Below are 20481 nucleotides of genomic sequence, written 5' to 3'. Positions count from 1 at the left end.
TACCGCGGCAGGGGGTGGCTGTCATCCCGTCGCATTTTTACGGGGTGCGCAGCGCGGGCAGGGCGGTGACGCGCCGGGCGCCATGGGCCTTGAGGACGGCGGCAGCGGCGCGCAGCGTGGCGCCGGTGGTCATCACATCATCGACCACGGCGATGTGGCGGCCGTCGAGGCACATGGGGCGGGCCAGTGCGAAGGCATCGCGCAGATTGGCCTGGCGGGCGGGCAGGTCCAGCGTGAGCTGGGTGGCGGTGTCGCGCCGGCGGGTGAGCAGGGTCGCATCGGCGCGCACGCCGAGCCGCCGGGCCAGCGGGCGGGCAATCTCCCACGCCTGGTTGAAACCGCGCGCGGCCAGCCGTTGCGGCGCAAGCGGCACGGGGACGATGAGATCGGGAAGATTGGGAAGATCGGGCAGGGCGCGCAGGCTGTCGGCAAGCTCCGCGGCGATCCAGCCGGCGACGGGCAGCGCGGCGCCGAACTTGAGCCGCAGGATCAGGCGATCGAGTGGCTCGGCGTAGTCGGCCAGCGTCACGGTGGCGTCGAGCGGATCGTCGGCCACGCAGGACTGACAATGGCTCCCGCCCGGACTGGCACAGCGCGGGCAGCGGGGCCGCGCCGCCAGTAGCGATCCGGCGCAGGCGGCGCAGACCACATCGCGCTGCACATCGCCGCAAATCGCACAGGCGGAGGGGAGCAAGGACGGGAGCAGGGACGGCAGCAGCCCAGCGAGGCAGCGCCCGGCAGCCCCGGCGGCGCGCGCGTATACTTGCGATCCTCGCGGTCCCGTCCGACCGCTCCCCACTGGTTCCGATTGTCCGTGTCCTTGCATGCCGCTGATTCTCCCGATGCCTGGTTGCCGCCCGCGCGGCTGACCCGGCTTGCCTTCGACCGCCGCAGCGCCGCCTTCGGCAAGCTGGATTTCCTGCTCGGCGAGATCGGCCGGCGCATGCAGGAGCGCATGGAGGTGATCCGGCTCGCGCCACGGCGCGCGCTCGATATCGGCTGCGGCCATGGCCAGGGCCTGGCGGGTTTGCGCGCGCGGTTTCCCGATGCGCAGATCGCCGGCCTCGATATTTCCGGCGCGATGCTGCACGAAGCCGGCCAGCGCGATCCGCAGCGCCGCCCGGGGTGGATCGGCCGCATGCTCGGCAAGCGTCCGATGTTCGACCTGGTGCAGGGCGATCTTGCCACACTGCCGTTTGATGGCGCCAGCTTCGATCTGCTCTGGTCCAACCTCGCGCTCCACTGGCATCCCGAGCCGCACCGCGTGTTCCCCGAGTGGCATCGTGTGACGGCCGACGAGGGGCTGGTGCTGTTCTCGCTGTTCGGCCCGGACACGCTGCGCGAGCTGCGCACGGCGTTCGGCGAGGTCGACCTCGATGCGCACACGCTCCGTTTCGTCGACATGCATGACATTGGCGACATGCTGGTCCACAGCGGCTGGTCCACGCCCGTGATGGACATGGAGACGCTGACCATCACCTACGAGTCCCCCGAGACGCTGCTGCGCGAGGTGCAGTCCTTCGGCGGCTTCCGGCGCCCCGGCCCGGCCGGGCTGCGCGGGCGCCGCTGGCATCGCGCCGTGCTGGACGCACTGGAGCGCCAGCGCAACAGCGATGGGGTGATCCCGCTGACCTTCGAGATTGTCTACGGCCATGCGTGGAAACTGGCGCCGCGTGGCCGGCAGGCCACCGACGATCAGGGCCGCGCGGTCGTGCCGATCGACAAGATCGGACGGGCTTCGCCACGCCGCTGACACACCGTGCGGACGGTCGCCCGGACCGTCGCGCAACATTGCGCACACACCGATTGTGTTGACTATCGGGGCTGTTGCAGCCATGCACAAAAACTTGAACTAGGCAAGCCCTCCGGTCAAATCCTCCCTTGTTCGAGTATGCGAAGCGCCATATAATGCGCCAGTTTGTCGCAGTGGTCCCCTGGCACAAGAACGCCCCCGGAATGCACTCCGCACGTGCCCGGGCGCGCCATTCGTCCCGGGTGTGCATCCGATGCAAAGTGGTTGGGCGATGCAAGACTTGGGTATCGCATTCCAGACGGCAGGAGTTGACTCCGGCGGTAATCACGACGGACGTCCCCCCTTGCCGAGCAACGACTGGCTGATGAAGCGGAATTGCTCGCTCTCCCCACGCCAGGTCGGCTGGTTCTACTTCTCCATCGTATGTATTTCCACTGCCATCGCGGTGTTCCTTGCCGCGTGGCATGGGGCCTGGCTCGTGCTGCCTTTCGCGGGGCTCGAGCTGCTCGGGCTGGGGATTGCCCTGCTGGCGTACGCACGCCATGCGACGGATTATGAACGCGTGAGTGTGACCGACGGTATGCTGGTCGTGGAGACAGCCAGCGCCAGTCGGGTCACGCGTGAGGTATTCAACCCGCGATGGGTGCGGGTGGAACTGGGTGAATCGTTCCGGGCGCTCGTGGTTCTGCGGTCGGACAAGCGCGTCGTGCGGGTGGGGTGTCATCTGGACCCGATACGGCGGCGCAAGTTCGCGCAGGAACTCGCGGCAGTCCTGCATTGCTTCTGAGAGGAAGGGAGGCAGGGCACGGCGGGGACAGATTTGAATCTGTAAATTGGGTAGATAAACAATGAAAATGTGGAAGAAGGCATCCGCAGCATGTCTGGCAGGTGCGTCCCTGCTTGCCAGCCAGGCGGCCTCCGCGGTCAGTGATATGCCAGGCGGCCCGGCCGTCCGACAGCTGAACCTGACCGAACCCGTTACAAAGATCGCCGAACAGATTCACTGGCTGAACTGGATGATGCTCATCATCTGCACGGTGATTTTCATCGCCGTGTTCGGCGTGATGTTCTATTCCATCTTCACGCACCGCAAGAGCCGTGGTGCCAAGTCGGCCGCGTTCCACGAAAGCATTACCGTGGAAGTGGTGTGGACCATCGTCCCGTTCCTGATCGTGATCGCGATGGCGCTTCCCGCCACCAAGACCGTGGTCGCGATGAAGGACACCACCAACTCCGACATCACCATCAAGGCCACCGGCTACCAGTGGAAGTGGGGTTACGACTACCTGAAGGGCCAGGGCGAAGGCATCTCGTTCGTCTCCACCCTGACCACGCCGCGCGAGCAGATCAACAACGAGCAGCCGAAGTCGAACACCTACCTGATGGAGGTGGACAACGAGCTGGTGGTGCCGGTCAACAAGAAGATCCGCATCGTCACGACGGCCAACGACGTGATCCACGCGTGGATGATCCCGGCCTTCGGCGTGAAGCAGGATGCGATTCCCGGCTTCGTGCGCGACACCTGGTTCCGCGCCGAGAAGATCGGCGTCTACCGTGGCCAGTGCGCCGAGCTGTGCGGCAAGGAACACGCGTTCATGCCGATCGTCGTGCGCGTGGTCTCGGACGCCGACTACACCAAGTGGGTCGACGAGAAGAAGAAGGCGCTGGCCGCAGCGGCGGACGATCCCAACAAGACCTGGACGCTCGATGAGATGAAGGTGCGTGGGGAGAAGGTCTACGCGTCGAACTGCGCGGTCTGCCACCAGCCGAACGGCAAGGGCGCCGGCGCGTTCCCGGCGCTGGACGGCTCCAAGGTAGTGAACGGTCCGAAGGCCGGCCAGATGCACATCCTGCTGGAAGGACGCGGCGGCATGCCGTCCTGGAAGCAGCTGTCCGACACGGAACTGGCCGCGGCCATGACCTACACCCGGAATGCGTGGGGCAACCGGACTGGCGAGGTAATCCAGCCGGCCGACTTCGTGAACGCCCGCGCGGGCAAGTTCCCCGAAGGCGGTGGCGCACCGACGGCGGGTACCGCCGAGGCGGCGCCGAAGGCCAAGGCCGATCCGGCCCCGGCAACCTCCCCCGACAAGCAGGCCAGCCTCGCGGGCAACCGCGTCGCAGGCTGACCCGCAGCCGCACCGCATACAGGAATTCAGGAGTCAACGCGATGAGTACCGCTACCCCGGAGACGCTGGGTCATCCGCACGACCACGCCCATGATCATGGACATGGCCACGGCCATGACGATCATGCGCACGATCACCCCCATGGCTGGCGCCGCTGGCTGTTCGCCACCAACCACAAGGACATCGGTACGCTGTACCTGCTGTTCTCGTTCACGATGCTGCTGTCCGGCGGCGTGCTGGCACTGCTGATCCGCCTGGAGCTGTTCGAGCCGGGCCTGCAGTTCTTCCGCCCCGAGCTGTTCAACCAGTTCACCACGATGCACGGCCTGATCATGGTGTTCGGCGCGATCATGCCGGCGTTCGTCGGCTTCGCGAACTGGATGATTCCGCTCCAGATCGGCGCCTCGGACATGGCCTTCGCGCGGATGAACAACTTCAGCTTCTGGCTGATGCCCCCGGCGGCGCTGCTGCTGGCCGGCTCGTTCTTCGCCCCGGGCGGCGCCACCGCCGCCGGCTGGACGCTCTACGCGCCGCTCTCGGTGCAGATGGGCCCCGGCATGGACATGGCCATCTTCGCCATGCACATCATGGGCGCCTCGTCGATCATGGGCTCGATCAACATCATCGTCACCATCCTCAACATGYGCGCGCCCGGCATGACGCTGATGAAGATGCCGATGTTCTGCTGGACCTGGCTGATCACCGCCTACCTGCTGATCGCCGTGATGCCGGTGCTGGCTGGCGCCATCACCATGGTGCTGACCGACCGCCACTTCGGCACGAGCTTCTTCTCGGCCGCCGGCGGTGGTGACCCAGTGATGTACCAGCACATCTTCTGGTTCTTCGGCCACCCCGAGGTGTACATCATGATCCTGCCCGCGTTCGGGATCATCTCGCACGTGGTGCCGGCGTTCGCGCGCAAGCGCCTGTTCGGCTACAGCTCGATGGTGTACGCCACGGCGTCCATCGCCATCCTGTCGTTCATCGTCTGGGCGCACCACATGTTCACCACCGGCATGCCGGTGACCGGCCAGCTGTTCTTCATGTACGCGACGATGCTGATCGCGGTGCCGACGGCCGTGAAGATCTTCAACTGGATCGCCACGATGTGGCGCGGCTCGATGACCTTCGAGACGCCGATGCTGTTCGCCATCGGCTTCATCTTCGTGTTCACGATCGGCGGCTTCACCGGCCTGATCCCTGCCGTGGCCCCGATCGACATCCAGATCCAGGACACCTACTTCATCGTGGCGCACTTCCACTATGTGCTGGTGGCCGGTTCGCTGTTCGCGCTGTTCGCCGGCTTCTACTACTGGGGGCCGAAGTGGAGCGGGTTCATGTACAACGAGACGCGCGGCCAGATCCACTTCTGGGGCTCGCTGATCTTCTTCAACGTGACCTTCTTCCCGATGCACTTCCTGGGCCTGGCCGGCATGCCGCGTCGCTACGCGGACTACGCGGTCCAGTTCACGGACTTCAACGCGGTTGCGTCGATTGGCGCGCTGGGCTTCGGCCTGATGCAGGTGTATTTCTTCTTCTTCGTGGTGCTGCCGTCCTACCGGGGCGGCCAGGCTGCCGGCGACAAGCCGTGGGATGGCGCCGAGGGCCTGGAATGGACCGTGCCGTCGCCGGCGCCGTTCCACACCTTCGAAGAGCCGCCACAGGTGCGCTGAGTGATTGACGCCATGAAGCCGGAAACCCCGTCGCGCACGGACAGCCAGGGCCGCCAGGCCACCCAACGGGCCGCCAACCGGCGGCTGGGCCTGATCCTGCTGTCCATCGTGGTGGTGTTCTTCCTGGGATTCTTCGCCAAGATGGTGTTCCTTGGCGGTTGAGCGGAGATAGACGTGGACGCGCAGCAGAAGGCGGAAGACCGGGCAATCGAGCGACGCTTCAACCGCGGCATGCTGCTGCGGCTGCTGGTGGTGGTGGGCCTGATGTTCAGCTTCGGCTATGCGCTGGTGCCGCTGTACAAGAAGATCTGCGAGGTCACCGGCATCAACGTGGTGACCACGCGCGATCTGTACGGCGGATCGCTGAAGAAGAACACCCAGGTGGACAAGAGCCGCACGATCACGGTGGAGTTCGACTCCAACGCGCGCGGGCCGTTCGCGTTCCGCCCGGTGAAGTCCTCGATGGAAGTGCATCCGGGCGAGCTGACGACCATCGTCTACGAAGTGGCCAACGGGCAGTCGCGCGATATTTCCGCGCAGGCCATCCCGAGCTACGCGCCCAAGCAGGCCACCGAGTACTTCAAGAAGGTGGAGTGCTTCTGCTTCAAGCAGCAGACGCTCAAGGCCAGCGAGGCGCGCGAGATGCCGGTGGTGTTCGTGATCGATCCGAACCTGCCCAAGGATGTGAAGACGATCACGCTGTCGTACACCTTCTTCGAGATCGGCACGCCGGTGGCGCAGACGGCGGCGCCGGCGGGGCAGGGAAGCTGAGATGGGTGTGACGCCAGACCCGCAGGATCCGCTTCAGCGCAAGGCGTCGTTCGCGCAGACGGTGCGCGCGGTGCTGTGGTCGTTCATCGGCCTGCGCAAGGGGTCGGAGCACGAGACCGACATGGCGCGGCTGAACCCGGTGCACGTGATCATCGCCGGCCTGATTGCCGCGGCGCTGTTCGTGGCGATTTTGATCGGCATCGTGAAGACCGTGGTGGGATGAAGCTGTCCCCGAAAAAATAAGAGAAGTACGAGCACACCACCGGCAGGGAGGTCGGCCGGCGGTGCGGAACTACAACGAATCAGAGACACTGAGCTGGAGATAGAAGAATGAGTGCGAATCGCGCAAATGCTCCGTACTACTTCGTACCGGGCCCGTCGCGCCACCCCATCACGGCGGCCTTCGGCTTGCTGATGACCGGCGCCGGCGCCGCGGGTTGGGTCAACGGCCAGTCGTGGGCCCCGTTCCTGTGCGGCTTCGGCCTGCTGTGGTTCCTGTTCGTGCTCAAGAGCTGGTTCGGCGACGCCATCCGCGAGTCGGAAGGCGGCCTGTACGGCAAGAACATCGACGTCTCGTTCCGCTGGTCGATGGGCTGGTTCATCTTCTCCGAGGTGATGTTCTTCGCGGCCTTCTTCGGCGCGTTGTTCTACGCCCGCACCATCGCCATGCCGTGGCTGGGCGACCTGAACAACAAGATCATCTGGCCGGACTTCGCGGCCGTGTGGCCCAACCTCGGCCCGGCGGGCACGGTGGAGAGCTTCCAGACCATGGGTCCGTGGCCGATCCCCACGATCAACACGGCGCTGCTGCTGACCTCCGGCGTCACGCTGACCTGGGCGCACCACGCGCTGCTGGCCGGCAAGCGCAGCCAGCTGATCCAGGGCCTGGTGCTGACCATCCTGCTCGGCGCGCTCTTCATGTGCCTGCAGGTCTACGAGTACATGCACGCCTACTCGGAACTGAACCTGAAGCTGACCTCCGGGGTCTATGGTTCGACGTTCTTCCTGCTGACCGGCTTCCACGGCTTCCACGTGACCATGGGCGCGATCATGCTGGCGGTGGTGCTGGGCCGCGTGCTGCGCGGACACTTCACGCCGCAGCACCACTTCGCGTTCGAAGGCGCCGCCTGGTATTGGCACTTCGTTGACGTGGTCTGGCTCGGCCTCTACGTGGTGGTGTACTGGCTGTAAAGACAGGAACGGGCCGCTGCGGCGGTCCTGCGGTACAAGACGAAGCGCCGCGGAGGACGATCCTCGCGCGGCGCTTTTTGTTTTGGGGACTGGCAGCCGCTCAGGGCGACATATGGATGCCGGTGCTGTGGATCCATCCCATCCAGTTGGCGAACAGGATGAACAGGAACAGCGCCACCGAGAAGCCGACGCGCAGCATCAACGAGCGCATCATGTTGGGGGTGCGGCCACGGTCGCGCATCATGAAGAACAGCGCGGAGGCCAGGCTGCCGATGATCAGAATGAAGGCGACGATGATGACGAAGCGCATGCTGGAGCGAAGGGAGGCCGCGGGTCACGAAAGTGGCCATTATGGCACCGTGGCCTCGCGAGGCCATTCGTGACGACCCGCAATCGGGGGAGCCTGTGGCGCCCGCCGGGGACGGTGCCGCTGGTGGCGGCACTGACCGTGGTCGTCGTGACCTGCGCGCTCGGCAACTGGCAATTGCGCCGGGCCCACGAGAAGGTGGACCGCGCCGCGCGGCTGGCCGCGCTGGCGGCGCAGGCGCCGGTGGACCTGAACACGGCCCGCATCGACGCCACGCAGGTGGTCGACCGCCGCGTACGCGCCCGGGGCCGCTTCGACGCCGCCCGCACCGTGTTGCTGGACAACCGCCCGCACGGCAACGGCTCGGACGGCCGCGCCGGCTTCCTGGTGCTGACGCCGCTGAAGCTGGCCGATGGCGGCGCCAGCGTGCTGGTGCTGCGCGGATGGCTGCCGCGCGACGCCCAGGACCGCACGCGGATCGCCCCGTTCCCCACGCCCGATGGCGACGTCACGGTGGACGGCACGGCGGTGGCCACGGCGCCGCGCGTCTACGGCCTCGGGCAAGACGCGTCGGCCGAAGCAGGGCAGAAGATCCGCCAGAATGTAGACTTGGCGGCGTTCGCCCGGGAAACCGGGGCGCCGCTACTGCCGTTGGTGATGCAGCAGGCCACCGATACCGGCGATGGCCTCGCGCGCGACTGGGCGGCCGCCGACCTCGGCGCGGACCGCCACTATGGCTACGCCGCCCAGTGGTTCGGCCTGGCCGCGCTGACCGTGGTGCTGGTGGCCGTGCTGGGCTGGCGCCGTGCGCGCCGGGACACCGCCCTGCCGAACCGATAACCGAACGATGAACGTACAGACGAACTCCATGCCATCGCAAGACCCCACGGCCACGCCGGACTCCCGCATCGATGCGCGCACGCGCCGTGGCCGCCTGCAGATGCTGATGCTGCTGCTGGTCTGCGCGTCGCCGGTCATCTTCTCGTATTTCACCTATTACGTGGTCAAGCCGAGCGGCGCCAGCACCAACTACGGCACGCTGGTCGATCCGCTGCGCCCGATGCCGCCGCTCAACGTGACCGACGAGCGCGGCGAGGCCGTGCCGCTGTCGTCCTTCCGGGGCAAGTGGCTGATGGTGATGACCGCCGCGTCCGCCTGCGACGAAGCGTGTGCCAAGCGGCTGTTCACGATGCGCCAGATCCGCGCGGGGCAGGGCCAGGACCGCGAGCGCATTACCCCGGTCTGGCTGATTTCCGATACGGGCACCGTGGACGAACGGCTGTCCAGCGCCTACAACGAACCCTATGCGGGCGTGCGCTTCCTGCGCATGGACGGCGCCGCGCTGCGCCAGTGGCTGCCGGCCGAACCGGGCGCCAGGGCTGAAGACACCGTGTACCTGATCGACCCGCTCGGCAACCTGATGCTGCGCTGGCCGAAGGAACCCGACCCGAAACAGATCAGCAGCGACCTGAAGAAGCTGCTCAAATTTTCCCGAATTGGCTGATTTGCGATGCTGCTCCAACTCGCCATCATTGGCATCCTGATTGCCCTGCTGCCGCTCTCGTACGTGCTGGTGCGGGGCAGCCGCGACAAGTATCGCAAGCTGGTCTGGGTCACCGCCTTCCTCACGCTGGACCTGATCATGTTCGGCAGCTTCACCCGACTGACCGATTCCGGCCTCGGCTGCCCGGACTGGCCCGGCTGCTACGGCCACTCGAACCCGCACGCGGCCATGGAGCCGATCCGCGCCGCCGAGACCGCGCTGCCGAGCGGCCCGGTCACGCTGGCCAAGGCGTGGATCGAGATGATCCATCGCTATTTCGCCATGGCGGTGGGTGTGCTGATCATCTCGTTGATGGTGCTGGCGTGGGTCAAGCGGCGCGAGCTGAAGCAGTCGCCGTGGTTCGCCACGGGGGTGTTCGTGCTGGTCTGCGTGCAGGGCTTGTTCGGCGCGCTCACCGTGACGATGAAGCTCCAGCCGATCATCGTCGTCACCCACCTGCTGCTGGCGATGGCGCTGCTGTCGTCGCTGATCGTGCTCGGCTCCCGCAATGACCCGCCGCACCCGGTGGCGCCGCAGGCGGCCTCGCTGCGCTGGGCGGCGTGGGTGGCGCTGGGCTTGCTGGTGCTCCAGATCTTCCTCGGCGGCTGGGTCAGCACCAACTACGCGGTGCTGGCCTGCACCGATTTCCCGCTCTGCAACGGCCAGCTGGTGCCCGAGATGGACTTCCGCCACGGCTTCACGCTCTGGCGCCAGCTCGGCATGACGGCCGATGGCGATTACATCCCGCACGCGGCGCTGGTGGCCATCCACTGGGTGCATCGCGGCTTCGCCTTCGTGGTGCTCGGCTTCCTGGCCTGGTTCGGCCTGCGCGCGCGCCGGATGGAGGGCCTGACGCGCCACGCCACATGGCTGCTGGCCGTGCTGGCGCTGCAACTGGCCACCGGCATGTCCAATATCGTGTTCGACTGGCCGCTTGGCGCGGCGGTGGCGCACAACGGCGGCGCGGCCCTGTTGCTGATGCTGTTGCTCCGTCTCCACTACAATATCGGCCTCGCGACCCTCGCGACACGTTATGCCGGCGCCGCTGCTCAATCCGCCTCAGCCGCGCGCGCCACATGAAGGACAAGATGCCCCCCGTGGTCTCCGCTACCCAACCTCATTCCTCCGTGGGCCGAATTCGGCACCTGGCTCGCCAATATGCCGCGCTGACCAAGCCGCGCGTCACGCAACTGGCCGTGTTCTGTGCCGTCATCGGCATGTTCCTGTCGACGCCCGGCATGGTGCCCTGGTCGGTGCTGCTCGGCGGTGCCGCTGGCATCTGGCTGCTGGCCGGTGCCGCGTTCGCCATCAACTGCCTGGTCGAGCAGAAAGTCGATGCGCTGATGCGCCGCACCGCGTGGCGGCCTTCCGCCACCGGTGAGATCTCCAGCGCGCAGACGCTGGTGTTCTCGGCCATCCTCGGCGGCGCCGGCATGTGGCTGCTGCACGTGTTCGCCAATGACCTGACGATGTGGCTGACCTTCGCCACCTTCCTCGGCTACGCCGTGGTCTACACGATCCTGCTCAAGCCGGCCACGCCGCAGAACATCGTCATCGGCGGGCTGTCGGGCGCCATGCCGCCTGCGCTGGGCTGGGCCGCCGTGGCCGGCACGGTGCCGGCCGAGGCGTGGTTCCTGGTGCTGATCATCTTCACGTGGACCCCGCCGCACTTCTGGGCGCTGGCCCTGTATCGCCGCGCCGACTACGCCAAGTCCGGCCTGCCGATGCTGCCGATCACCCATGGCGAAAAGTACACGCTGCTTCACATTTTGCTGTACACGCTGGTGATGATCGCCGCCACGCTGCTGCCGTTCGTCTACGGCATGAGCGGCTATATCTACCTCGCCGCCGCGCTGGGCCTGGGGCTGGTGTTCCTCGGCTACGCCTGGAAGCTGTTCCGCAACTACTCGGACGCGCTAGCGCAACGCACCTTCCGCTATTCGATCCTGTACCTCTCGCTGCTGTTCGCGGCGTTGCTGGTGGATCACTACTTCAAGTTCGTGCCGCAGGTCTGATGGCCCGCCTGCGGCATCTTGCCGCGCCCGGAGGCCAGCGCCGATGTGATCGGCGATACTTCCGGGCACCTCTCCCGACCACCGCGTATCCCGATGACTCTCCCCGGCTCTCCGTCCCTCCTTGCCCAGTTCCGCCGCCTCTGCCTGCTGGCACTCTGCACGGCTCTGCTGGCCGCCTGCGGGCAGCCCAAGCCCTCGTTCAAGAACGTGGATATCTCGGGCGCCACCGAGTTCGGCAAGGACTTCGCGCTGCTGGACCCGAGCGGCAAGACCCGGACGATGGCTGACTTCAAGGGCAAGGCCGTGGTGATGTTCTTCGGCTACACGCACTGCCCGGACGTCTGCCCGACCACGATGGCCGAGCTGAAGGCGGTGATGGACAAGCTCGGCCCGGACGCCGACAAGGTCCAGGTGCTGTTCGTGACCGTGGACCCGGAACGCGACACGGGCGCGCTGCTCGGCCAGTACGTGCCCGCCTTCGACGCCCGCTTCCTGGGCCTGCGCCCGGCCGACGAGGCGGCGCTGAAGAAGGTGACCAAGGACTTCAAGGTCTTCTACGCCAAGGTGCCGGGCACCTCGCCGAACAACTACACCGTGGATCACTCGGCCGGCAGCTATGTGTTCGATACCAACGGCCAGCTGCGCCTGTTCCTGCGCCACGGCCAGGGGCCGGACCCGATCGCGCATGATTTGAAGCAGCTGCTGTCGTAAGGCGAAGGCAAGACAAAAAAAGGGCCGGTCGCAAGACCGGCCCTTCTGCATTGCGGGGAGCGCAGGATCAGGCGAAAGCCGCCAGCGCACCCTTCATCTTCTTCATCGCGGCCGCCTCGATCTGGCGGATGCGCTCGGCGGAGACGCCAAACTCGTCGGCCAGCTCATGCAGCGTGGCGCCGCCCGAGCCGTCGTCGTTCACGTCCAGCCAGCGTGCCTCGATAATGCGGCGGCTGCGGGCATCCAGACGCTCCAGCGCCTCGACCAGCCCTTCGACCTGCATGCGGTCCTGGCGCTTGGCTTCGAGCACGCGGGTCGGCTCGTTGTGGTTGTCCGCCAGATACGCGATGGGGGCGAATTCCTCCTCGCCGTCGTCGATCTGGCCTTCCAGCGCCAGGTCGCCGCCCGACAGGCGGGTCTCCATCTCCATCACTTCTTCGGGCTTCACGTTCAGTTCGCGCGCCACGGCTTCCACCTGCTCGGGCGTGAACGTGTGTGCGCCGGTCTTGTGGCTGCGCAGGTTGAAGAACAGCTTGCGCTGGGCCTTGGTGGTCGCCACCTTGACCATGCGCCAGTTCTTCAGCACGTATTCGTGGATTTCGGCCTTGATCCAGTGCATCGCGTACGACACCAGACGCACGCCCTGATCCGGGTCGAAGCGCTTCACGGCCTTCATCAGGCCGATGTTGCCTTCCTGGATCAGGTCCGCATGCGGCAGGCCGTAGCCCAGGTACTGGCGGGCGATGGACACCACCAGACGCAGGTGGGACATCACCAGCCGGCGGGCGGCATCGACGGATTCATGGTCGCGCAGGTCGCGCGCGAGGCGCTGCTCTTCCTCGGCGGTCAGCAGCGGAATCCGGTGGATAGCCTGGATGTAGCTATCCAGATTGCCCACCGCGGCCGGGAAGGCGAGCGCGAGGCTGCCAGCGGCGGCATTCTTGGGGGCCATCGGCAGACGGCCAGAAATCTTGGTTGGGTCGGCAGACAGAACTGCGGTCACGCTTATTGCTCCTTTCGCATCCGGCGGTAGGTTGCCGGCGTGCCTCGATTCCAGAATCGGAAGAGTCACTGCACTGCAACGCATATTAGCACTCAGGTTCGGCGAGTGCTAAGTTAGAGCTTCTATAGGGTTGATAGTTCCGGACAATGAATGTCGCTGTTGGGATAGTCTAATGGGCCTCGGTGCGGCGTCCGCGCCTTGTCTGGCAAGGGCTGGCGGGCCGCCAGCGTCGCGTACCATGATTAGAGGGAACTCGCCCCGATCGGTTTCATCGTGATTTCGGGATGCTGTATTGCGCATTTCGCTACACTGGCGGCCGGCTTTCCGCTGTTTTCCCGTTGTTATCCCATTGCCAGGAGTCCTGTCATGTCTGCCATCGAACACTTGCTCAAGCCCCATGTGCGGGACATCGGCGAGTTCACGGTCCGCCGCCTGCTGCCCGCCGCCGCCACGCAGACCGTGGGCCCCTTCATCTTCTTCGATCACCTCGGTCCTGTGTCGATGCCGCCGGGTAATGGCATGGATGTGCGCCCACATCCACATATCGGCCTCGCGACCGTGACGTATCTGTTCGAAGGCGAGATCATGCACCGTGACAGCCTCGGCAGCGAGCAGGTGATTCGCCCTGGCGACGTGAACTGGATGACCGCCGGCATCGGCATCACGCACTCGGAGCGTTCGCCAGACGCCGCGCGCCAGGCCGGTCCGCTGCTGCATGGCATCCAGACCTGGGTGGCGCTGCCGAAGGCGCATGAGAAGGATCCGCCGTCGTTCCACCACCACCCGGGCGCCACGTTGCCCAAGCTGGAGCTTCCCGGCGTGCGGATGATCGTGATTGCCGGCGACGCCTTCGGCGCGGAATCCCCGGTCCGCGTGTACAGCCGCACGCTTTACGTGGCCATCGACATGGAAGCCGGCGCGACGCTGGTGATTCCGCCCGAGCACGTGCAGCGCGGGCTCTATCCGGTGGAAGGCGATGTGACGATCGATGGCGAGGCGCTGGCGGGGGAACACCTCGCCGTGCTGGTGCCGGGCGAGCCGGCCACGCTGACCGCGACCACCGCCGCGCGCGTGATGCTGCTGGGCGGCGATCCGACCGACGGCCATCGCTTCATCTACTGGAACTTCGTGGCGAGCACCAAGGAAGACATCGACGACGCCGCGCGCCGCTGGGAGAACGACGAGTTCCCGCACGTGCCGGGCGAGACCGAGCGGATTCCGCTGCCTCCGCGCCGGCCTTAATCGGCTCTAATCGTCCGTAATCGTCCGTAATCGTCAGACCGGGCTTGCCCAGGCCACGCGCGTGGCCTGCTTCAGGCAGTCCTGGATGGTCGCTACCTGCGTGGCGATGGGCGCCGGCACCGGCGCGTTCCCATCGAGCACCTTGCGGATCCAGGCGGCCGTCAGGCCGACGTCGGTGCCCGGCGGCAGTTCGGGCACGTCGCCAATCGACCCGCCTACCGGATCGACCAGCGTCCGCTGATGGCCGTCGTGCAGCCAGTCGATGCGGCCGCTGCGGCGGGCATCCGCCACCACTTCCCCTTCGGTACCGCGCGCCAGCAGCACGTTGGCAGGCTCGTGGGAGAAGTAATCGGTCAGCGTCTCGCGGTATTCGGGATGGGTGTAGCTATAGAGCCGCAACGCCTCGGCCGGCGTGTGGCTGCCCACCGGCTGCAGCATCTTGACGATGGTGTGCGAGGAATTGCGCAGGCCGATGATTGGACGCTTGTCGAGCAGGCGCGAAAGCGCTGGAGACAGCACATCGATCGGCAGTACGGCCAGCGGATTGGCGGCGTCGCGCAACTGGTCCTGCGCGGCCTGCGTGGTGGCGCAGAGCGGCACGCCGAGCGCCTCGAACAGCTGCATGCTCGTCACCCGGCCGTTGAACTCGCGCGAGCCGTGCACCAGCGTCGGCACGCCTTCGCGCGCCAGCAGCAGCGCCAGCAGCGGCACCAGATTCGGCTGCTTGCGCGCGCCGTTGTAGCTGGGGATGACGACCACGGGCTTGTCCGGCGGCGGCGCCAGCGCGGCGCAGTGTCCGTGGGCGGCCTCGAGCATGCCGGCCAGCTCGTGCGGCGCCTCGCCCTTGATCCGGTAGGCCATCAGCACGGCGCCCAGTTCGATGTCGGAGACGCGGCCGGCCAGCATCGCATCGAACAGCACCTGGGCGTCCTCGCGGGGCAGCGCCCGGGCGCCATTGACCCCGCGGCCAATCTCCTTGATGTACTTGCTGGCCGAAAACGGCGGAAGGGTCGGGGCGGCAGATGTCATGGCGGGAGGGGATATGTGGATCGTTCTGCCGTTCATGATAGCGGAGCAGGGCGGCTTCGCCCACGCCCGCCATCCCACGCATCCCCGCCGGGGTCAGGCTGCCTCGCGCAGCGCCGGGTTGCGCTGCTTGCGGTAGAGGAAGTCCAGCACGGCGGTGCGGCAGGCGTGGTAGCCCTTGTCGTCGGCCAGCGCCACGCGGTCGCGCGGGCGGGGGAGGTCCACCTTCAGGATCTCGCCCACCGTGGCCGCCGGACCGTTCGTCATCATGACGATGCGGTCCGCCAGCAGCACCGCTTCGTCCACATCGTGCGTGACCATGACCACGGTGCTTTGGGTGCGGGCGACGATCTTGATGAGTTCGTCCTGCAGGTGGGCGCGGGTCAGCGCGTCCAGCGCGCCGAACGGCTCATCCATCAGCAACACCTTCGGCGACATGGCCAGCGCCCGGGCGATGCCCACGCGCTGCTTCATCCCGCCCGAAATCTCGTGCGGATACTTGCTCTCGGCGTGCGTGAGGCCGACCAGCGCCAGGGTGTCCTGGGTGCGCGCCTTGAGCTGGGCGCGGCTCTCCGTGGCGGCGAACACGCGCTCCACGCCCAGGTAGACGTTCTCGAAGCACGTCATCCACGGCAGCAGCGAGTGATTCTGGAACACCACGGCGCGCTCCGGCCCCGGTCCGGCAATCTCGCGCCCGGCGCAGATCAGCGCGCCCGTGGTGGGCGTGGTCAGACCGGCAATCAGGTTCAGCAGCGTGGACTTGCCGCAGCCCGAATGCCCGATCAGCGTGATGAACTCGCCCTCGGCAATGCCCAGGTTGATGTCGCGCAGGGCCACGAACGGCCCCTTGCGCGTCTTGAAGGTCTGGCCCACGTTCTCGATGCTGACAAACTTTTCCATGGCGATGGCTCCTTCGGGGGGCGGTCAGTTGTTGCCGTAGCTGAAGCGGCGGGCCAGCGCGAGCAGCAGGTGCTCGAGGATCAGGCCCACCACGCCGATGATGAAGATGGCGATGACGATGTGCTCCACCTTGAGGTTGTTCCACTCGTCCCAGAGCCAGAAGCCGATGCCGGTGCCGCCCGTGAGCATCTCGGCCGCCACGATCACCAGCCACGCGGTGCCGATCGAGAGCCGCACGCCGGTCAGCATGTAGGGCAGCACGGCCGGGAACAGCACCTTGCGGAACACCTTCCATTCGGAGAGATCGAGCACGCGCGCCACGTTCAGGTAGTCCTGCGGCACGCGCGTCACGCCGACGGCCGTGTTGATGATCATCGGCCAGATCGAGCAGATGAAGATGGCCCAGATGGCGGCCGGGTTGGCCGCCTTGAACAGCAGCAGCCCGATCGGCAGCCACGCCAGCGGCGAAACCGGGCGCAGCAGGCTGATCACCGGCGCCGCCATCGCATTCAGGAAGGCGAAGCGGCCCAGCAGGAAGCCGGCCGGAATGCCGACCACCGCCGCCAGCCCGAAGCCCGCCGCCACGCGCGCCAGCGAGGCCAGGATGTTCCAGCCGATGCCCTGGTCGTTCGGCCCGTTGCGATAGAACGGATCGGAGAAGAGCGGCACAGCCGCGTTCCACGTGGCGCCCGGCGTGGGAATCGCCGGAATCATCGTGGCAATGCCGTGCCAGACCAGCAGGAACAGGACGAAGCCGACCAGCGGCGGCACCGTCTTGCGCACGACGGCGCCAAGCGCCTCGCGGCGGGCGGCCATCCGCTCTTGCGCGGCCAGTTGCGCCGCCCGGCGGCGGGTTTGCTCCTTGGTGTCGGTGTCGACAAGGTCCGAAGTCATGGCGGGTGTGCCTTCCGGGGCGGGGTGGGCAATGGCATTCACGTCTGGCTCCTGAGGTGAGGGCAGCGGGACATCAAGGAAACGACGAGGTCAGGCTTTGATCTTGAATCCATCGGCATAGGCCTTGGGGTCCTTGGTGGCATCCCAGGTCACGCCGTCGATCAGCTTGGCGGTGCGGAAATCGCTCTTGGGCACGGCCACCTGCGCGGCGGCGGCGGCCTGCTTGAAAATATCGATCCGGTTCACCTGCTTGGCCACGGCCAGGTAGTCCGGGTGCTCCTTGAGCAGGCCCCAGCGCTTGTGCTGCGTGAGGAACCACATGCCGTCGGACAGGAACGGGTAGTTGGCCGCGCCGTCCTGGTAGAACTTCATCGAATCGGGGTCGTCCCAGGTCTTGCCCAGGCCGTTGCTGTAGCGGCCCAACATGCGGTCCAGGATGATGTCCATGTCGGTATTCACATAGGACTTGGCGGCGATGGTCTCGGCGGTCTTGCGGCGGTTCGAGGTCGAGGCGTCGATAAACTTCGAGGCTTCGAGGATGGCGGCGACCATCGCCCGTGCGGTGTTGGGGTTCTTCTGGACGAATTCCGCCGTGGTGCCGAGCGTCTTCTCGGGGTGGTCCTTCCAGATCGCCTGGGTGGTTTCCACGGTAAATCCGATCTTGTCGGCGATGGCGCGCGCGCCCCACGGCTCGCCCACGCAGAAGCCGTCCATATTGCCCACGCGCATGTTGGCCACCATCTGCGGCGGCGGGACGGTGATGGCCTTGGCATCCTGCATCGGATTGATGCCGTTGGCGGCCAGCCAGTAGTAGAGCCACATCGCGTGGGTGCCGGTGGGGAAGGTCTGGGCGAACACGTAGTCGCGCCGCTCCTTCATCATCAGTGCCTTCAGGCTGGCGCCGTCCTTCGCGCCTTTTTCGGCGAGTTTCGATGACAGCGTGATGGCCTGGCCGTTGTGGTTCAGGTTCATCAGCACGGCCATGTCCTTCTTCGGGCCGCCGATGCCGAGCTGCACGCCATAGATCAGGCCATAGAGCACGTGGGCGGCGTCGAGTTCGCCGTTGACGAGCTTGTCGCGCACGCTGGCCCAGTTGGCTTCCTTGCTTGGCGTGATCTTGATGCCGTACTTCTTGTCCAGGCCGAGCGTGGACGCCATGACCACCGAGGCGCAGTCCGTCAGCGGGATGAAGCCGATGCGGACTTCGGATTTTTCCGGGGCGTCGGAGCCGGCCGCCCAGGCGCCGCTGCGCACCAGCGGATCCACCAGCGTCATCACGCCGGCCCCGGCGATGGTGGCCAGCACGCGGCGCCGGCTCTGGCTGGCTGGGGCTGCGTCGGGAGTGGCAGGGACCACGGCGGCGGGCAGGGGCTTGGCGTCTTTGAGGCGAGAGGGCATGGCGATGGCTCCGAAAAAAGAAAAAGGCGTCCCGACCCGCAGCCCGCCTTCGCCAGCTTGCAGTTCAGGACGCCGTTGTCCCGCCGCGCGTGCCATGGTGGACAGCGCGGACGCGTTGTTCAGGTTGTGAGTTCGGGTGCTTCGAGCTTCGTGCTTCGGTACCACGCGGCCGTCGTTGGCCGTGCAGGCGATAACGCAAGCCACGTGCCAGCGTCGTTGCGGCGCACAAGCGCGCGGAAAACCTGCCGGAAATCCCGATCTGGAGGCAGCGCGGGGCGGGTCCGCCCGGGGTCGGTGCGGACGGTGGGCCGTGGCGGGGCACGGCGGATGGATGGGCGGGTAATGGACTGCGCGAACTAGTGCGGGCCGGCCCGGCCCGCAGCGCCAGAGTTGTGCAACGCACCAGCTGCGTGCGGGCGGGGAGGGTGCTCATTCGCCACTGTATGCGGCCGTACGCATGGGTGTATGCTTTTGGCCTACCGCGCCGCGCCGGCGCGGATTCCCTCAGAAAAACAGTCTGGAGAGTTTGGATGACCGAGTTCGTTTTCGAGCCGCAAGCCCCCGTTGGCGTCCCCGTGCGCGGTAGCCGCGCAAGCTTTCCCGTGCGCCGGGTTTATTGCGTGGGCCGCAACTATGCCGCCCATGCGCGCGAAATGGGCTCGGACCCGGATCGTGAACCGCCGTTCTTCTTCTGCAAGCCGTCCGACGCGGTGAGCTACGTGGCCGACGGCACCGAAGGCACCTTCCCGTACCCGCCGGGCACCAGCAATTGCCACTATGAAGTGGAGCTGGTGGTGGCCATCGGCAAGGGTGGCAAGGATATCCCGGTCGAGCAGGCCGCCAGCCACGTCTACGGCTACGCCCTCGGCCTGGACATGACGCGCCGCGACCTCCAGAACGAATCGAAGAAGACCGGCCGCCCCTGGGAGACCGGCAAGGCATTCGACAAATCGGCGCCGATCGGCCCGATCCTGCCGGTGTCCGAGATCGGCCATCCGCAGAAGGGCGCGGTCACGCTGGCGGTGAACGGCGTGGAGAAGCAGCGCGGCGATCTGTCGGACCTGATCTGGTCGGTGCCCGAGATGGTGTCGTACCTCTCGAAATTGTTCGAATTGCAGCCCGGCGACCTGATCTACAGCGGCACGCCCGAAGGCGTGGGCCCGGTGGTGAAGGGCGACGTCATGCTGTGCCGCATCGAGGGTGTGGGCGAGTTGACCGTCAAGGTGGCCTGAGCCGATGCTGAAGCTCTACAGCTACTTCCGCAGCTCGGCTTCGTTCCGCGTGCGTATCGCGCTGGAACTGAAGGGCCTGCCGTACGAGTACGCGGGAGTGCACCTGCTCAAGGAAGGCGGCATGCAGCTCAAGCCCGAGTATCGCGCGCTCAACGCCGATGGCGTGGTGCCGACGCTCGTGGCCGACGGCAAGCCGCTGATCCAGTCGATGGCGATCATCGAATACCTGGATGAAACGCACCCCGAGCCGCCGCTGCTGCCGGCCAACCCGCTGGACCGCGCCATCGTGCGCGGACTGGCGCAGGAAATCGCCTGCGAGATCCATCCGCTGAACAACCTGCGCGTGCTGAAGTACCTCAAGCACACGCTGGGCGTGGCGGAGGAGGCGAAGGACGCGTGGTACCGGCACTGGATCGAGCAGGGCTTTGCCTCGCTCGAAGGCAACCTCCAGCAGATCGGCCGCGTGGGTCGGTACGCGTTTGGCGACACGCCGACGCTGATCGACCTGTGCCTGGTGCCGCAGGTATTCAACGCGCACCGGTTCAACGTCGATCTGGACCGATTCCCACAGATCGCGCGCACTCACGCGGCCTGCATGGAGCTGGAAGCCTTCCAGAAGGCCGCGCCGGCAGCGCAGCCGGATAGCGAGTAGTCCGCTTTTATCGGATGGTTCCGACGTTTGCAGGAAGCCCG

Annotated in this window: 23 protein-coding genes; 16 read left to right on the top strand and 7 right to left on the bottom strand. The window is 66.5% G+C overall.

Annotated features, from left to right (window positions below; genetic code table 11):
- Positions 1 to 37: 37 nt before the first annotated feature.
- Positions 38 to 826: a phosphoribosyltransferase family protein gene (locus AC1DP9_RS07165; RefSeq protein ID WP_477106935.1), complete on the bottom strand. Its 789-nt coding sequence runs from the start codon at positions 824 to 826 to the stop codon at positions 38 to 40.
- On the opposite strand from AC1DP9_RS07165, the gene AC1DP9_RS07160 reads away from it, so the two are divergent.
- The 8 genes from AC1DP9_RS07160 (at position 815) to AC1DP9_RS07125 (ending at position 7517) form a co-directional block, all read left to right on the top strand.
- Positions 815 to 1753: a methyltransferase domain-containing protein gene (locus AC1DP9_RS07160; RefSeq protein WP_441593644.1), complete on the top strand. Its 939-nt coding sequence runs from the start codon at positions 815 to 817 to the stop codon at positions 1751 to 1753. The two genes, AC1DP9_RS07165 and AC1DP9_RS07160, sit on opposite strands and share 12 nt — an antisense overlap.
- Positions 1754 to 2024: 271 nt before the next feature.
- Positions 2025 to 2540 (top strand): DUF2244 domain-containing protein, encoded by a 516-nt coding sequence (locus AC1DP9_RS07155; protein WP_092291622.1) that lies wholly within the window; start codon positions 2025 to 2027, stop codon positions 2538 to 2540.
- Positions 2541 to 2601: 61 nt separating this feature from the next.
- Positions 2602 to 3882: a cytochrome c oxidase subunit II gene (gene coxB / locus AC1DP9_RS07150; protein ID WP_092291624.1), complete on the top strand. Its 1281-nt coding sequence runs from the start codon at positions 2602 to 2604 to the stop codon at positions 3880 to 3882.
- Between the two features lie 41 nt (positions 3883 to 3923).
- A complete protein-coding gene (ctaD, locus tag AC1DP9_RS07145) occupies positions 3924 to 5555 on the top strand; it encodes a cytochrome c oxidase subunit I (protein WP_477106934.1) in 1632 nt (543 codons plus the stop codon).
- Between the two features lie 12 nt (positions 5556 to 5567).
- Positions 5568 to 5717 carry a cytochrome oxidase small assembly protein gene (locus AC1DP9_RS07140; protein WP_218158021.1) on the top strand — a complete coding sequence of 50 codons (150 nt, stop codon included), beginning with the start codon at positions 5568 to 5570 and terminating at the stop codon, positions 5715 to 5717.
- 12 nt (positions 5718 to 5729) lie between these two features.
- Positions 5730 to 6326 (top strand): cytochrome c oxidase assembly protein, encoded by a 597-nt coding sequence (locus AC1DP9_RS07135; RefSeq protein WP_092291628.1) that lies wholly within the window; start codon positions 5730 to 5732, stop codon positions 6324 to 6326.
- A gap of 1 nt (position 6327) precedes the next feature.
- Complete coding sequence (locus tag AC1DP9_RS07130; RefSeq protein WP_477106933.1) at positions 6328 to 6549, top strand: DUF2970 domain-containing protein; 222 nt, start codon at positions 6328 to 6330, stop codon at positions 6547 to 6549.
- A 107-nt stretch (positions 6550 to 6656) separates the two neighbouring features.
- A complete protein-coding gene (locus AC1DP9_RS07125) occupies positions 6657 to 7517 on the top strand; it encodes a cytochrome c oxidase subunit 3 (RefSeq protein WP_092291632.1) in 861 nt (286 codons plus the stop codon).
- A gap of 100 nt (positions 7518 to 7617) precedes the next feature.
- Here the strand turns inward: AC1DP9_RS07125 and AC1DP9_RS07120 are convergent, their stop codons facing one another.
- On the bottom strand, positions 7618 to 7827 hold the full coding sequence (locus AC1DP9_RS07120; RefSeq protein WP_092291634.1) for a twin transmembrane helix small protein: 210 nt from the start codon (positions 7825 to 7827) through the stop codon (positions 7618 to 7620).
- Positions 7828 to 7896: 69 nt separating this feature from the next.
- Between AC1DP9_RS07120 and AC1DP9_RS07115 the strand changes: the two genes are divergently transcribed.
- The 5 genes from AC1DP9_RS07115 to AC1DP9_RS07095 all read left to right on the top strand — a co-directional run bounded on the left by AC1DP9_RS07115 (position 7897) and on the right by AC1DP9_RS07095 (position 12093).
- Positions 7897 to 8664, top strand: coding sequence for an SURF1 family protein (locus tag AC1DP9_RS07115; RefSeq protein WP_477106932.1), 768 nt, complete (start codon positions 7897 to 7899; stop codon positions 8662 to 8664).
- Positions 8665 to 8671: 7 nt separating this feature from the next.
- Complete coding sequence (locus AC1DP9_RS07110; protein WP_092291638.1) at positions 8672 to 9328, top strand: SCO family protein; 657 nt, start codon at positions 8672 to 8674, stop codon at positions 9326 to 9328.
- A gap of 6 nt (positions 9329 to 9334) precedes the next feature.
- Positions 9335 to 10447, top strand: coding sequence for a COX15/CtaA family protein (locus AC1DP9_RS07105; protein ID WP_477106931.1), 1113 nt, complete (start codon positions 9335 to 9337; stop codon positions 10445 to 10447).
- 8 nt (positions 10448 to 10455) lie between these two features.
- The gene (gene cyoE, locus AC1DP9_RS07100) at positions 10456 to 11382 is read left to right on the top strand and encodes a heme o synthase (RefSeq protein ID WP_177219866.1); all 927 of its coding nucleotides are present in this window, start codon (positions 10456 to 10458) and stop codon (positions 11380 to 11382) included.
- 93 nt (positions 11383 to 11475) lie between these two features.
- Positions 11476 to 12093, top strand: a complete 618-nt coding sequence (locus AC1DP9_RS07095) for an SCO family protein (protein ID WP_477106930.1) — start codon at positions 11476 to 11478, stop codon at positions 12091 to 12093.
- 67 nt (positions 12094 to 12160) lie between these two features.
- Here AC1DP9_RS07095 and rpoH read toward each other — a convergent pair whose 3' ends face one another.
- Positions 12161 to 13045, bottom strand: a complete 885-nt coding sequence (gene rpoH, locus AC1DP9_RS07090) for an RNA polymerase sigma factor RpoH (RefSeq protein ID WP_255370730.1) — start codon at positions 13043 to 13045, stop codon at positions 12161 to 12163.
- A gap of 417 nt (positions 13046 to 13462) precedes the next feature.
- Between rpoH and AC1DP9_RS07085 the strand changes: the two genes are divergently transcribed.
- Positions 13463 to 14338 carry a pirin family protein gene (locus AC1DP9_RS07085; RefSeq protein WP_477106929.1) on the top strand — a complete coding sequence of 292 codons (876 nt, stop codon included), beginning with the start codon at positions 13463 to 13465 and terminating at the stop codon, positions 14336 to 14338.
- A 33-nt stretch (positions 14339 to 14371) separates the two neighbouring features.
- Here AC1DP9_RS07085 and ybiB read toward each other — a convergent pair whose 3' ends face one another.
- From ybiB to AC1DP9_RS07065, 4 genes are all read right to left on the bottom strand, one after another.
- Positions 14372 to 15367 (bottom strand): DNA-binding protein YbiB, encoded by a 996-nt coding sequence (gene ybiB, locus AC1DP9_RS07080; protein WP_454756767.1) that lies wholly within the window; start codon positions 15365 to 15367, stop codon positions 14372 to 14374.
- 93 nt (positions 15368 to 15460) lie between these two features.
- Entirely contained in the window at positions 15461 to 16264 is an 804-nt protein-coding gene (locus AC1DP9_RS07075; RefSeq protein WP_092291650.1) for an ABC transporter ATP-binding protein, read from the bottom strand.
- A gap of 24 nt (positions 16265 to 16288) precedes the next feature.
- Positions 16289 to 17200 carry a nitrate ABC transporter permease gene (gene ntrB, locus AC1DP9_RS07070; RefSeq protein ID WP_092291652.1) on the bottom strand — a complete coding sequence of 304 codons (912 nt, stop codon included), beginning with the start codon at positions 17198 to 17200 and terminating at the stop codon, positions 16289 to 16291.
- A 48-nt stretch (positions 17201 to 17248) separates the two neighbouring features.
- Positions 17249 to 18556, bottom strand: a complete 1308-nt coding sequence (locus AC1DP9_RS07065) for a CmpA/NrtA family ABC transporter substrate-binding protein (RefSeq protein ID WP_092291654.1) — start codon at positions 18554 to 18556, stop codon at positions 17249 to 17251.
- A gap of 530 nt (positions 18557 to 19086) precedes the next feature.
- On the opposite strand from AC1DP9_RS07065, the gene AC1DP9_RS07060 reads away from it, so the two are divergent.
- On the top strand, positions 19087 to 19788 hold the full coding sequence (locus AC1DP9_RS07060) for a fumarylacetoacetate hydrolase family protein (RefSeq protein ID WP_441593640.1): 702 nt from the start codon (positions 19087 to 19089) through the stop codon (positions 19786 to 19788).
- A gap of 7 nt (positions 19789 to 19795) precedes the next feature.
- Positions 19796 to 20440 (top strand): maleylacetoacetate isomerase, encoded by a 645-nt coding sequence (maiA, locus tag AC1DP9_RS07055; protein ID WP_477107088.1) that lies wholly within the window; start codon positions 19796 to 19798, stop codon positions 20438 to 20440.
- Positions 20441 to 20481: the final 41 nt, after the last annotated feature.

The organism is Cupriavidus sp. 01L43 (assembly GCF_056399925.1).
This window is presented reverse-complemented; position numbering and strand designations above follow the sequence as displayed.